Origin of the sequence: Streptomyces pactum (assembly GCF_002005225.1) — a bacterium.
Taxonomy (GTDB): Bacteria; Actinomycetota; Actinomycetes; order Streptomycetales; family Streptomycetaceae; genus Streptomyces; species Streptomyces pactum_A.
The window spans coordinates 2433043-2446371 of the sequence record NZ_CP019724.1 but is presented as its reverse complement, the minus strand read 5'-3'; the positions used below and the strand labels follow the sequence as shown (position 1 = coordinate 2446371).

12 protein-coding genes are annotated in these 13329 nt (G+C 70.3%); 4 read left to right on the top strand and 8 right to left on the bottom strand.

Annotated elements, in window-relative coordinates; all coding sequences use genetic code 11:
- Window positions 1-192: 192 nt before the first annotated feature.
- Window positions 193-393, bottom strand: coding sequence for a type II toxin-antitoxin system VapB family antitoxin (locus B1H29_RS09905; protein WP_055419896.1), 201 nt, complete (start codon window positions 391-393; stop codon window positions 193-195).
- A 277-nt stretch (window positions 394-670) separates the two neighbouring features.
- On the opposite strand from B1H29_RS09905, the gene recA reads away from it, so the two are divergent.
- Entirely contained in the window at window positions 671-1792 is a 1122-nt protein-coding gene (gene recA / locus B1H29_RS09900; protein ID WP_055419895.1) for a recombinase RecA, read from the top strand.
- Window positions 1793-1795: 3 nt separating this feature from the next.
- Window positions 1796-2680: a recombination regulator RecX gene (recX, locus tag B1H29_RS09895; RefSeq protein ID WP_055419894.1), complete on the top strand. Its 885-nt coding sequence runs from the start codon at window positions 1796-1798 to the stop codon at window positions 2678-2680.
- Between the two features lie 347 nt (window positions 2681-3027).
- Here recX and B1H29_RS09890 read toward each other — a convergent pair whose 3' ends face one another.
- The 5 genes from B1H29_RS09890 to B1H29_RS09870 form a co-directional block, all read right to left on the bottom strand.
- On the bottom strand, window positions 3028-4659 hold the full coding sequence (locus B1H29_RS09890) for an FAD-dependent monooxygenase (RefSeq protein WP_055419893.1): 1632 nt from the start codon (window positions 4657-4659) through the stop codon (window positions 3028-3030).
- Window positions 4660-4844: 185 nt separating this feature from the next.
- Entirely contained in the window at window positions 4845-5732 is an 888-nt protein-coding gene (locus tag B1H29_RS09885; RefSeq protein WP_055419892.1) for an amino acid ABC transporter permease, read from the bottom strand.
- On the bottom strand, window positions 5729-6394 hold the full coding sequence (locus tag B1H29_RS09880; RefSeq protein ID WP_055419891.1) for an amino acid ABC transporter permease: 666 nt from the start codon (window positions 6392-6394) through the stop codon (window positions 5729-5731). The genes B1H29_RS09885 and B1H29_RS09880 overlap by 4 nt, the downstream gene beginning before the upstream one ends.
- Window positions 6395-6478: 84 nt before the next feature.
- Window positions 6479-7318 carry a glutamate ABC transporter substrate-binding protein gene (locus tag B1H29_RS09875; protein ID WP_055419890.1) on the bottom strand — a complete coding sequence of 280 codons (840 nt, stop codon included), beginning with the start codon at window positions 7316-7318 and terminating at the stop codon, window positions 6479-6481.
- Between the two features lie 125 nt (window positions 7319-7443).
- A complete protein-coding gene (locus B1H29_RS09870; protein WP_055419889.1) occupies window positions 7444-8220 on the bottom strand; it encodes an amino acid ABC transporter ATP-binding protein in 777 nt (258 codons plus the stop codon).
- A gap of 288 nt (window positions 8221-8508) precedes the next feature.
- On the opposite strand from B1H29_RS09870, the gene B1H29_RS09865 reads away from it, so the two are divergent.
- Together B1H29_RS09865 and B1H29_RS09860 are read left to right on the top strand one after the other, a co-directional pair.
- The gene (locus B1H29_RS09865) at window positions 8509-9195 is read left to right on the top strand and encodes a response regulator transcription factor (RefSeq protein WP_055419888.1); all 687 of its coding nucleotides are present in this window, start codon (window positions 8509-8511) and stop codon (window positions 9193-9195) included.
- A gap of 9 nt (window positions 9196-9204) precedes the next feature.
- A complete protein-coding gene (locus tag B1H29_RS09860) occupies window positions 9205-10656 on the top strand; it encodes a HAMP domain-containing sensor histidine kinase (protein WP_055419887.1) in 1452 nt (483 codons plus the stop codon).
- Between the two features lie 165 nt (window positions 10657-10821).
- On the opposite strand, the gene B1H29_RS09855 is transcribed toward B1H29_RS09860, so the two are convergent.
- Both B1H29_RS09855 and B1H29_RS09850 read right to left on the bottom strand, forming a co-directional pair.
- The gene (locus tag B1H29_RS09855) at window positions 10822-11817 is read right to left on the bottom strand and encodes a TAXI family TRAP transporter solute-binding subunit (protein ID WP_055419886.1); all 996 of its coding nucleotides are present in this window, start codon (window positions 11815-11817) and stop codon (window positions 10822-10824) included.
- 97 nt (window positions 11818-11914) lie between these two features.
- Entirely contained in the window at window positions 11915-13114 is a 1200-nt protein-coding gene (locus B1H29_RS09850; protein WP_055416408.1) for an IS110 family transposase, read from the bottom strand.
- Window positions 13115-13329 lie beyond the last annotated feature (215 nt).

Sequence of the window (13329 nt, the reverse complement as noted above, 5' to 3'; positions counted from 1 at the left end):
AGCGGCCGGACGGTGCGGCATCCGGGACCCGGGCGGGTGCGGCCCCGCGGGCGGTGCGGACGGTCCTCACGTGCTGAGTGGGGCAAGCCTGGCCGCGGCCCGCCCGCCCGCGCCGTCCTCGTCCGGCGGAGGCACCCGCCCTACGCCGAGGGGAGCGACCGGGCCGCCGGGACACCGGCAGGGCGCGGGGGGTCAGCCCTGCGGCTCCTGAGGCTTGGCGTCGACCTCCCGCAGGTTCCGGTCCTTGAACTCGGTGCGGGTCTCCGTGCGGTGGCCGCGGGCGATGTAGTCCCGCACCACCGCCTCGACGGCGTCCTGGGGCGAGCCGATGCCCGCCAGGACCATCGCTTCCACCACCAGCTCGGCGTCGAGACTGATGCTGACCTTGGCCATGCTGTCCCCTCCTCCACGTCGCGTCCGCACTCTAGCCACCCGACCGCCGGCCCGGCAGACGTACGCTCGGAGGTGCCCGTGGTGCGCTTGACACGAAAATCGAACATCCATTCTCATGGAGGTTCTGGCGAGGCTCATGACGGGTGATTCGGCAGGGTTTGGACGGAGAAGTGCCCGAGTTATCCACAGGCCGGACCCGCATCGGGGTGGATTGTCAGTGGCAGGCATTAGCGTCTTTGACGTGAAGCGATCGAATCAAGCAAACCGGGTGGAACCCATGGCAGGAACCGACCGCGAGAAGGCCCTGGACGCCGCGCTCGCACAGATTGAACGGCAGTTCGGCAAGGGCGCGGTCATGCGCATGGGTGACCGGTCGAAGGAGCCCATCGAGGTCATCCCGACCGGGTCGACCGCGCTCGACGTGGCCCTTGGCGTCGGCGGCCTGCCGCGCGGCCGTGTCATCGAGGTCTACGGCCCCGAGTCCTCGGGCAAGACGACCCTGACCCTGCACGCGGTGGCGAACGCGCAGAAGGCCGGCGGCCAGGTCGCGTTCGTGGACGCGGAGCACGCCCTCGACCCCGAGTACGCGCAGAAGCTCGGCGTCGACATCGACAACCTGATCCTGTCCCAGCCGGACAACGGTGAGCAGGCCCTGGAGATCGTGGACATGCTGGTCCGCTCCGGCGCCCTCGACCTCATCGTCATCGACTCCGTCGCAGCCCTCGTGCCGCGCGCGGAGATCGAGGGCGAGATGGGCGACAGCCATGTCGGTCTGCAGGCCCGCCTGATGAGCCAGGCCCTGCGGAAGATCACCAGCGCGCTCAACCAGTCCAAGACCACCGCGATCTTCATCAACCAGCTCCGCGAGAAGATCGGCGTGATGTTCGGTTCTCCGGAGACCACGACCGGTGGCCGGGCACTGAAGTTCTACGCCTCGGTGCGACTCGACATCCGGCGTATCGAGACGCTGAAGGACGGCACCGACGCGGTCGGCAACCGCACCCGCGTCAAGGTCGTCAAGAACAAGGTCGCGCCGCCCTTCAAGCAGGCCGAGTTCGACATCCTCTACGGCCAGGGCATCAGCCGCGAGGGCGGTCTGATCGACATGGGTGTGGAGCACGGCTTCGTCCGCAAGGCCGGCGCCTGGTACACGTACGAGGGCGACCAGCTCGGCCAGGGCAAGGAGAACGCGCGCAACTTCCTGAAGGACAACCCCGACCTGGCCAACGAGATCGAGAAGAAGATCAAGGAGAAGCTGGGCGTCGGCGTACGGCCCGAGGAGCCGGCCACCGAGCCGGGCGCGGACGCCGCCGCCGCCCCGGCCGACGCAGCCCCGGCGGTGCCCGCCCCCGCGACCGCCAAGGCCACCAAGTCCAAGGCCGCGGCAGCCAAGAGCTGACCCGTGACACGACGAACCGACTGGGCCGAGTACACCTACCCGGATGCCGTCTCGCGGGGGCGCGAGCGGGGGAGACCGGGTGACAACGGCTCCGTCGGCACGGACGACGGCGCGTACGGGGCGGCTGCGGTCCCGTACGAGACGGGCCTGTCCGCCGTCGCGGACGGCACGGCCGACCCTTTCGCGCCGTACGGCGCCGAGGACCCGTACGACGCCGCCCCACCCGGTGACGGCGGGGCGCACCACGGTGACGGCCGGGCGCGTGGCGGTGCCCGACGGGGCCGTGGGCCGGGCGGCGGGCGCGGGCGGCGGCGCGAGCGTGCGGAGTCGTCCGCCGAGGACGGAGGCGCCACTTCCTCGTCGAGGGCCGAGAAGGGGGAGCCTCCGCGGGACCCGGTCGAGCAGGCACGGGCGATCTGCCTGCGCCTGCTCACCGGGACCCCGCGCACCCGCAAGCAACTCGCCGACGCCCTGCGCAAGCGGGAGATCCCCGACGAGGCCGCCGAGGAGGTGCTGTCCAGGTTCGAGGAGGTCGGCCTGATCAACGACAGCGCCTTCGCGGAAGCCTGGGTGGAGTCCAGGCACCACGGCCGCGGGCTGGCCCGTCGTGCCCTCGCCAGAGAGCTGCGCACCAAGGGTGTCGACGCCTCGTTCATCGACGAGGCGGTGTCCCGACTGGACTCCGAGCAGGAGGAGGAGACCGCGCGCGACCTGGTCGCCCGCAAGCTGCGGGCCACCCGGGGCCTCGACCGCGACAAGAGGCTTCGCCGCCTCGCGGGCATGCTGGCCCGCAAGGGCTACCCCGAGGGCATGGCCCTGCGGGTGGTCCGCCAGGCTCTGGAGGAGGAGGGCGAGGACACGGAGTTCCTCGGCGACGAGGGGTTCTGATCCGCATCCCGCCGGGCCTGGCCGACCTGCCGGTGAGAGCGCCGGGACGGTCGAAACGGCACCCGCCCCGAGAGGCGAAGACCGCGCAGGACTACCTTGCGTTCCCGGCAGGGTGAACACCTTCCGTACGGCTGTACCGTCTGCGCCGTCGCGCGGCCGCCCGATCCGCGGTCACCGAGCACGTACACCTACACCACCCCTGGAGCACCGGTCGGCGAACGGACCCGCCCGGAACCTTCCGGTGTGCCCGGAAAGGCGGCCGGGCCGGTCAGCTCATCGTCACCCTGTGGACGGCGACCGCCGAGGGTCGGCGGTCAGGCGCCGGCGGCGCACACCCGGACGGCCGGTCAGCGGGACCCGGCCGCGGCTCCCGCCTCCGCCTCTTCCTCCGTGGACTCCGCGGCCGCCGGTGGCGTCGCCCCGCCCACCGCCGCCTCCGCCGCCGCGTACAGGTCGGCCGGGCGCACCCCGCTCAGTGCTGTGACGAGATGACCGTCGGGGCGCACCAGCAGCACCGTGTGGGCGGCGGCCCCCGGATAGCTCTCGGCGACCAGCAGCTCGGCGTAATGGGGCAGCGCCGTCACCGCCGCCGCCAGCCGGGGCATGATTCCGGCGGTCACCCAGTGCTTGCGTTCCCACACACCCGTGCCCGGCGCGATCAGCACCACCAGCAGCGCCCCGCGCCCGAGCCGGTCCCGCAGCCTCACGAACGTGCCGTCCTCCGCCGTGACCCGCACGTCGGTGACGGGCGCCCCGGGCGGTGTGCCGACCGGCACCTCTCCGGCGAGGTGCTCGGGGGCGAGGGGCGATGCGCCGTACGTGCCCGGCGAGCCCAGCGTCCCGCGCCCCAGATGACCGTCCGCGAGCAGCGCGTCGTTCCCGCGGGCGGAGCCGGGGACGTAGGAACGCAGGCCTCCGCCGCCGCGCAGCAGCGGCAGTACCTGGTCGGCGGCGCGCAGTCGTGCGGCGATCGCGGTGCGCCGCTCCTCCTGGTAACTGTCGAGCAGCGCCTCGCGCGGCCCGTGATGCCAGGCCAGGGCCAGTTTCCAGGCGAGGTTGTCCGCGTCCCGCAGCCCCTCCTCCAGTCCCTGCGTGCCCAGCGCGCCCAGCAGGTGCGCCGCGTCCCCGGCGAGGAGTACGCGGCCCACCCGCCAGCGGCGGGCCAACCGGTGGTGGACCGTGTGGACTCCGGTGTCGAGGAGCTCGTACGACGGGTTCGACGTGCCGACCCAGCCGGTGAGGGTCTCGCGGACCCGGTTGACCAGCAGTTCGGGGGTGACCAGGTCCTTGCCCGGGGGCAGCAGCCAGTCCAGGCGCCACACGCCGTCCGGCAGGGGGCGTCCGACGATCTCACCGGCCGACGGACCGGACGTCCGCCATGGGGGTGAGCGGTGGAGCAAGGCCTCGTCGGTCCAGGGAAGATCCGTGCGCAGCGCGGCGACGGCGTATCGTTCCACCGCCGTACGGCCGGGGAAGCGGATGTCCTGGAGCTTGCGGACGGTCGAGCGGGGGCCGTCGCAGCCCACCAGGTAACTGCCGCGCCACCAGGTGCCGCCGGGGCCGCGGGTGTGGGCCGTGACGCCCGAGGTCTCCTGCTCGATGCCGTCCAGGCGGCTGTCCACCGCGATCTTGACGAGCGGCTCGCGGGCGAGTGCCGCGCGCAGGACGCCGGTCAGCTCGTGCTGGGCGATGTGCAGGGGCGCCGGGTCGGTGTCGCCGAACACGACCTCACGGATCACCTGCTTGCGCCGCGTCGACCGCCATCCGGCCCAACGGCAACCCAGCCCCGTCAGCGGTGTGCCGGTCAGCCGCTCGACGAGGGCGACGGCGTCCTCGCGCACGACGACGGTGCGTGCGGGGCGCGGTTCGTCCTTGCCCGGCCCTTCGTCGAGTACGACACAGGGCACCTGCTGCCGTGCCAGCGCCAGGGCGAGCGTGAGCCCGACGGGCCCCGCTCCGGTGATGATCACCGGGTCCACGGCGCGACGCCCCCTGCCCGTGGCGGTGTCCCGGGGGACGTGGGTGAACAGGACGTTGGGGCAGGGTGCACGGTCACAGAACGTATGCAACCTATTGCCGCAGCTTGCGTCAAGCGACGGAGGCCGTGGCGATCATGCCACGGCCTCCGTTGAAGGTCATACGAGGTGACCGAGTGTCAGGTGGGTCAGGCCGGACCGCCGGCTCCGGTCCCCGCTGTCTCGGCGTCATCCACCTTGAGTACCGCACCGCTCGACTTCTTCGCCCGCCGCAGCCGGCGCTCCAGCCAGCTCGCGAAGGTCGTGAGGGCGAAGTTGAGCGCGATGAAGAGAACGGCGATGACGGTGAAGCTGGCGATGACGTTGGCGCCGTAGTAGGCACTCATCGTGTTGGCGGAGGCGAGCAGCTCGGGGAAGGTGAGGACAGCGCCGCCGAGAGCCGTGTCCTTGAGGATCACGACGAGCTGGCTGACGATGGCCGGGAGCATCGCGGTGACCGCCTGTGGCAGCAGGATCAGCCGCATCGACTGACTCTTGCGCAGTCCGATCGCCATCGCGCCTTCGGCCTGGCCCTTGGGCAGTGCCAGGATGCCGGCCCGCACGATCTCCGCGAGGACGGCGGCGTTGTACAGAACCAGGCCTGTGACGACCGCGTACAGGGGGCGGTCGTCCGAGCTGACGCCGGTGTACTCGGCGAACAGGGCGTTGCCGAAGATCATCAGAACCAGCACCGGGATGGACCGGAAGAACTCCACCACGATCCCGACCGGGACCCGCACCCACGCGTGGTCGGAGAGCCGGGCGATGCCCAGCACGGCACCGAGCGGCAGGGCGATGACCATCGCGAGAGCCGCTGCCTTCAGTGTGTTCTGCAGACCGGGCCAGATGTACGTCGACCAGGGCTCGCCGCTGGTGAAGAACATCTGCCACTTCGCCCAGTCGAGCTGGCCCTTCTCGTCGAGGGTCTTGTACACCCACCACAGCAGGGCCACGAGGGCGACCAGGAAGACGGCCGTGAACAGGACGTTGCGCCGCTTGGCGCGCGGCCCCTGCGCGTCGTAGAGAACGGAGCTCATCGCTTCACCGCCACCTTCTTGCCCACCCAGCCGAGCATCAGGCCGGTCGGCAGCGTCAGAACCACGAAGCCGAACGCGATGATCGCGGAGATCAGCAGTAGCTGCGCCTCGTTCTCGATCATGTCCTTCATCAGTGCCGCCGCTTCGGCGACACCGATGGCCGCGGCCACCGTGGTGTTCTTGATGAGCGCGATCAGTACGTTAGCCAGGGGGCCGACGGTGGACCGGAACGCCTGCGGCAGCACCACGAGGCGGAGCACCTGGCCGAAGCTGAGCCCGATCGCCCGGGCCGCCTCCGCCTGACCGACGGGCACCGTGTTGATGCCGGAGCGCAGCGCCTCGCATACGAAGGCCGACGTGTAGAGGATCAGACCCAGGACGGCGAGCCGGAAGTTGATCGTCTCGAAATCGCCGCCGCCGAGTTCGACTCCGAGGGTCTGGTTCAGGCCGAGGGACGCGAACAAGATGATGACGGTCAGGGGAATGTTCCGCACGATGTTCACGTACGCGGTCCCGAGGCCGCGCATCAACGGCACCGGGCCGACGCGCATGGCGGCCAGTATGGTGCCCCAGATCAGGGAGCCGACGGCCGAGAGCACAGCGAGCTGCACTGTCGTCCAGAAGGCTCCCAGCAGGTCGTAATCCTGAAGAAAGTCGAACACGATCTCCCGCGCTTCCGCGTGTAGGGATGCCCGCCCCGGTGCGCCGCCCCTTCCGGAGGGCGGCGCACCCTGTCAGGCCCGGCTTCAGCTCTTGACGTCGCCGATCTTCGGCGCGGGCTCGTTCTTGTAGTTGGCCGGACCGAAGTTGTCCTTGACCGCCTGGTCCCAGGACTTGTCGGCGACCATGGCCTCGAGCGCGTCGTTGATCTTGGCCTTGAGGTCGCTGCCCTTCTTGACGCCGATGCCGTAGTTCTCGTTGGTCATCTCGAAGCCGCCGAGCTTGAACTTGCCCTCGAACTGCTTCTGGGCGGCGTAACCGGCGAGGATGGAGTCGTCCGTGGTCAGCGCGTCGATGGCACCGGTCTGCAGACCGTTCAGACAGGCGGAGTACGTCGGGTAGTTCTGGAGCTGGGCCTTGGGCGCCAGCTTCTCCTTGACATTCTGGGCCGAGGTCGAGCCGGTGACCGAGCAGAGCTTCGCGTCGTTCAGGTCCTCCGGCGACTTGATCTTGTCGTCGTCGGCGCGCAGCAGCACGTCCTGGTGGGCCAGCAGGTACGGGCCGGCGAAGTCGACCTTCTCCTCGCGCTTCGGGGTGATCGAGTACGTGGCGGCGATGAAGTCGACGTCACCGCGCTGCAGCATGGTCTCGCGGTCGGCGCTCTTCGACTCCTTCCACTCGATCTGGTCCTCGGTGTAGCCGAGCTTCTTGGCGACGTACGTGGCGACGTCCACGTCGAAGCCCTCGTAGCCGTCGGGGGTCTTCTGGCCCAGGCCCGGCTGGTCGAACTTGATGCCGATGGTGATCTTCTTGTCGCCACCGTCGGAGGAGCCGGTGTCGCCTCCGTCGTCGGAGCCGCACGCGGTGGCGGTCAGGGCGAGGGCGAACACGGTGGCCGAGGCGGCGGTGACCTTGCGGAGCTTCATGGTGAACATCCTTTGGCTGTGATCGAACTGCGATCGGACGATCAGAGGATCAGGCGATTCGGACGCGGCCGACGGGGCTGGGCCGCCAAGGCGCGACGCGGGACGTCGGAGCCGCGCCGGATATGTCAGTGGTGCAGGATCTTCGACAGGAAGTCCTTGGCGCGGTCGCTGCGCGGATTGCTGAAGAACTGGTCCGGCGTGGCCTCTTCGACGATGCGGCCGTCCGCCATGAACACCACGCGGTTGGCCGCCGACCGGGCGAAGCCCATCTCGTGCGTGACCACGATCATGGTCATGCCGTCCTCGGCGAGCTGCTTCATGACCTCCAGGACCTCGTTGATCATCTCGGGGTCGAGAGCCGACGTCGGCTCGTCGAAGAGCATGACCTTCGGGTCCATGGCCAGCGCCCGCGCGATGGCGACGCGCTGCTGCTGACCGCCGGAGAGCTGCGCGGGGTACTTGTCCGCCTGGGCGGCCACGCCGACGCGGTCGAGCAGGGCGCGGGCCTTCTCCTCGGCCTTCTTGGCGTCGACCTTGCGGACCTTGATCTGGCCCAGGGTGACGTTCTCGAGCACGGTCTTGTGCGCGAAGAGGTTGAAGGACTGGAAGACCATGCCGACGTCGGCGCGCAGCCTGGCGAGCTCCTTGCCCTCGGCGGGCAGTGGCCTGCCGTCGATCGCGATCGATCCTGAGTCGATGGTCTCCAGGCGGTTGATGGTGCGGCACAGGGTGGACTTACCGGACCCGGAGGGTCCGATGACCACGACGACCTCGCCGCGGGTGATCGTCAGGTCGATGTCCTGGAGCACGTGCAACGCGCCGAAGTGCTTGTTGACACTCTTCAGGACGACCAGTTCGCCGGTCGCGGCCACATCTTCCTTGGCCACCGATACTTCGGTCATCGCTCTCGGGCTCCGTCCTCCTCGGTTTCGGAGGACAGTAGTAACGCCAAACGACCTGCGTCTCTACATCTGAGGGGAATCTGAGCATCACGATCCGATAGCAATCGGACACGAGTCGTAGCACTGTGAGCAGGGGTGCATATCGGCCGGATAACTTCGAGCGGCCGCAACCGGAACGCTCTTGACGCCGTCCCCCTCCATCGGCGTCACTGCACAAGGTGCACGCGCGCGTGCACCCGTCTTTCTAGCCAAGGCAAGCGTACGGCCGATGAACCGAAGGGAGCCCGGATGAGACTGCTGCTCGTCGAGGACGACAACCACGTGGCCGCCGCCCTGTCCGCGATCCTGGCACGGCACGGCTTCGACGTCACCCACGCGCGCAGCGGCGAGGAAGCACTCCAGGCGCTCGTCCCCGAGGGCGACTGCTTCGGCGTCGTCCTGCTCGACCTCGGCCTGCCCGACCAGGACGGCTACGAGGTCTGCGGCAAGATCCGCAAGCGCACCAGCACCCCGGTCATCATGGTCACCGCCCGCTCCGACGTCCGCTCCCGCATCCACGGCCTCAACCTCGGCGCCGACGACTACGTGGTCAAGCCGTACGACACCGGAGAGCTGCTCGCCCGGATCCACGCCGTCAGCCGGCGCACCGCCCACGAGGACACCACGGGGAGCACCGAGACCGTGGTGCGCCTGGGAGCGGTGCGCATCGAACTGCCGACGCGCCAGGTCAGCGTGGACGGTTCGGTTGTCCAACTCACCCGCAAGGAGTTCGACCTCCTCGCCCTGCTCGCACAGCGCCCCGGAGTGGTCTTCCGCCGGGAGCAGATCATCAGCGAGGTCTGGCGCACGAGCTGGGAGGGGACCGGGCGCACGCTGGAGGTGCACGTCGCCTCGCTGCGCGCCAAGCTGCGCATGCCGGCGCTCATCGAGACCGTCCGTGGCGTCGGCTACCGCCTCGTCGCGCCCGCCGGGTAGCGGGGCCGGGTGAGCACACGCCTGCTCCCGCTGCTCATCGTCCTGATGGCGGCCGTACTGCTCGCCCTCGGCGTTCCCTTGGGAGTCAGCGTCGCCCGCGCGGAGCAGCAGAAGGTCGTCATCGACCGGATAGACGACACGGCACGCTTCGCCGCGCTCGCCCAGTTCGTCACCGAGGACGTGCCGGGCGGCTCCCGCCGGACGACCACGGACGAACGCCTGGAGACGCTGCAGACCGAGCTCATCAGCTACTACGAGGTCTACGGCATCAAGGCGGGCGTCTTCTACCGCAACCACATCCCCATGGCCAACGCGCCCACGACCTGGTTCCTCCCTCAGACCGGCGAGGTGCGCGACTCCTTCGACGAGGCGTTGCTCAGCCGCCGCAGCCACGACCCGCAGCAGGTGTGGCCGTGGGAGGACGGCCGGCTCGTCGTCGCCTCGCCCGTCATCCGGGACGGGGACGTGGTCGCGGTCGTGGTCACCGACTCGCCCACCGACTCGATGCGGTCGCGCACCCTGCGCGGCTGGCTGGTCATCGGCGCCGGCGAGATCGCCGCGATGCTGCTCGCCGTCGGCGCCGCGCTACGGCTGACCGGCTGGGTGCTCAGGCCGGTACGGGTGCTCGACGCCACCACCCACGACATCGCCACCGGACGGCTCAAGTCGCGGGTCGCGCCGGCCGGTGGACCGCCGGAGCTCAGACGCCTGGCCGGGTCGTTCAACGAGATGGCGGACCACGTGGAGGACGTGCTGGAGCAGCAGCGTGCCTTCGTCGCCGACGCCTCGCACCAACTGCGCAACCCCCTCGCGGCGCTGCTTCTGCGCATCGAGCTGCTGGCGCTGGAGCTGCCCGAGGGCAACGAGGAGATCGCCTCCGTCCAGACCGAGGGCAAGCGCCTGGCCCGGGTCCTGGACGACCTGCTCGACCTGGCGCTCGCCGAGCACAGTCAGGCCGACCTGCAAGTCACCGACATCGGCGCGCTGGCCGCCGAGCGGGTGGCGGCCTGGTCGCCGACGGCCGAGGTCAAGGGCGTAGGGCTGGTGGGGGACTGCCCGCCGACCACCGGCTGGGCCGACCCGGTGACGCTGTCGAGCGCCCTGGACGCGGTCATCGACAACGCGGTGAAGTTCACGCCGGCCGACGAGACCGTCCGGGTCACCGTCTCCTCCACCGGGGACGCCGCCACCGTCGTCGTCACCGACAACGGTCCCGGGCTGACCGACGAGGAACTCGCGCGCGTGGGCGACCGCTTCTGGCGCAGCGGCCGGCACCAGAACATCAAGGGCTCCGGCCTCGGCCTGTCCATCTGCCGGGCGCTGCTCGCGGCGGGCGACGGCTCGATCACCTTCGGCCACCACGAGCCGCACGGCCTCGAGGTGACGGTCACGATGCCGAGATCCGGGCCGACGGCGGGGGCGGGGGCGGGGGCGGGGACGGGCGAGCGGAAGGAGCCGTAGCAGTCCCACGGCTTCACGGACCGCTGGTCGGGAGCGACCCCGCGGCTTCACGGACCGGTGGTCCGGAGCGGTCCCACGGCCCTCGTGGTCCGGTGGTCCGGAGGGCGGCCTATGGCGTCACCGACAAGAGTGGCGTCACCGACGAGAGTCCGGAGCGGCCCGGCCCTACGGTTTCACCGACCGGTAGTAGCGCCGGGCCCCCTCATGCAGCTCGAGTGGGTCGGTGTAGATCGCGGTGCGCAGATCCACCAGTTGCGCGGAGTGGACGGTCGCCCCGATGCCGTCGCGGCTGTCGAGCACGGTCCGGGTCAGCCACTCGGTGAGCCGCGGATCCATGTCCGCGCGGGTCACCAGCAGGTTGGAGACCGCCATCGTGGGCACCACGGCACCGTTCTGCACGGTGGGGTAGGCCGACTCGGGCATGTTGGTGGTGCGGTAGTAGCGGGTCGCGCCGCCGGATTCGTGCAGTCGGGTCACGAGGTCCTCGCCGATCGGCACGAAACGGAAGGCGGAACTCTCCGCGATCTGCCTGAGCCCGTCCGTCGGTACGCCGCCCGACCAGAAGAACGCGTCGAGCTCCTCGCCCAGCCGCCCTGGGCCGGTGTCGATCCCGTCCGCGCGGGGCGTGATGTCCTTCTCCGGGTCGATACCCACGGCCTTCAGCAGCCGGGTGGCGATCAGCCGTACGCCCGAGTTGGGCAGCCCGATGGCGACCCGCTTGCCGCGCAGGTCGGCGACGGACTGGATGTCCGAGTCGCTCGGCACCACGAGCTGCACGTAGTCGTCGTAGAGGCGGGTGACACCGCGCAGTTCCTCGGCGCCGGGCCTGCCCGCGATCTTGTACGTCTCCACCGCGTCGGCCGCGGCGATCGTGAAGTCGGCCTCCCCGGACGCCACCCGCTCGACGTTCTCCTGCGAGCCCGCGCTGGTCATCAGCCGCACCTTCAGGCCCGGCATGTCCTTGCGCAGCTCGGTGCGCAGCAGTTCGCCGTACTTCTGGTAGACGCCCGCACGTGTGCCCGTGCTGAACGTGATCGCCCCGCTCGGCGGCTTCTCGCCCAGCGGCAGCAGCCACCACAGCAGCAGCCCGAGGGCGACCGCACCGGCGACCGTGCCCTGCACGGCCCGGCGTCTGCCGATACGGGACAGCAGCGTGGACATGGGCGCGATCCTGCCAGTCCGCCACCCCGCTGACCAGGGCCGAGCTCACACGGAGGGCGCGGAGACGCGCGGGGCCGACTGATGCTCCTATTGCCTGTCAAACGGCTTGGAGCCAGTTGCGGTAGGCGTGGGCGAGGTCGTCGTCTCGGCGGGTCCCGCGTTCGAGGGTGGAGATGGTGGCCGGCCAGAGGGCGAAGTGGCGGGCTGCAGCGGTCAGGGTGATGTTCTTGGACCGCCGCAGCGGCCGTAGATCGTCGATGCCGGGGACGGTGACCGTGGTGGTCAGGCAGCGGAACATCTCCCGGGCGATGGCCCGTTTCAGCAGCCGGATGATCTCCTTCTTCGTCCGGCCGGCGGCGGTCTGACGTGCCACGTACTCGCGGGTGCGGGAGTCGCTCGACATGCGGACCAGGGCGACGCGGTAGAGGGCTGCGTTTGCTTGCCGGTCGCCGCCTCGCGAGAGGCGGTGGCGGTTGGTCCGGCCGCTGGAGGCGGGGACCGGTGCGGCTCCGCACAGGGCCGCGAAGGAGGCCTCGGTCCGCATGCGGTCGGGGTTGCCTCCGGCGGTGACGAGCAGTTGGGCCGCGGTGTCGGGGCCGACTCCGTGGGCGGCTCGCAGTCCGGGGTTGTGGACACTCACCACGCTGTCCAGTGCCTTGACCAGGGTCTCGTGTTCGACCGTCAGTTTCTTGACGCGTCGGGCGAGACTCTTCAGCGCGGTGAGGACCGCGGTATGGACCGCGTCCCCGGCGGGCCGCAGCCGGGCGAGGGCGTCGGTGCGGTCCGTTCCTTTGAGCCGGCCGTACTTGGCGCGGATGGTGTCGGGAGCGGTGATGAGGAGGCTGCCGATCTGGTTCAGGGCGGCGGTGCGGGCCTTGACCGCGGAGCGGGCGGCGTTGTGCAGGGCGCGTATGCCCGCGACCGTGTCGTCCTTGGGGGCGCTGGAGGCTCGTCCGGACAGGGCGGCGCGGGCGGCGGCGTAGGCGTCGATGGGGTCGGACTTGCCGATGCGGCGGCGTTCGGCCCGGTCGGGCCGGTTGACCTCCACGACATGAAGCCCCGCCTCGCGGGCGGCGCGGGTGAATCCGGCTCCGTAGGAGGCGGTGCCCTCCACCCCGATGGCGATCACGTGGCCGTGGGCGGTCAGGAAGGCCAGGGCCGCGGCGTATCCGGCGGCAGTGGTGGTGAACTCGGCGTCCGCGAGATGGCCGCCGTTGTCGCTGATGACCGCGACGTGGAGGGTGTCGGTGTGGGAGTCGACCCCGCCGACCACATCCTGGTCTGCCGTGTTGTCCATGACCGCTGATGTCATGCTGATGGTGCCTTCCCAGCCGAAGGTGGGCGCCGGCCGGGTGGCGCAGACAGGACATTGAAGGGGCTTCTGACCAAGCTCCTATCAGGTCATGTTCCGCCCGGCCGGAGCCATGAGAACAGGTCCCGGTGGCCGGACAGAACAGCCAGAAGACAGTCCAGCAGGACGTCAGTCAGTGGCAGAGCCATGACCACCGGAAC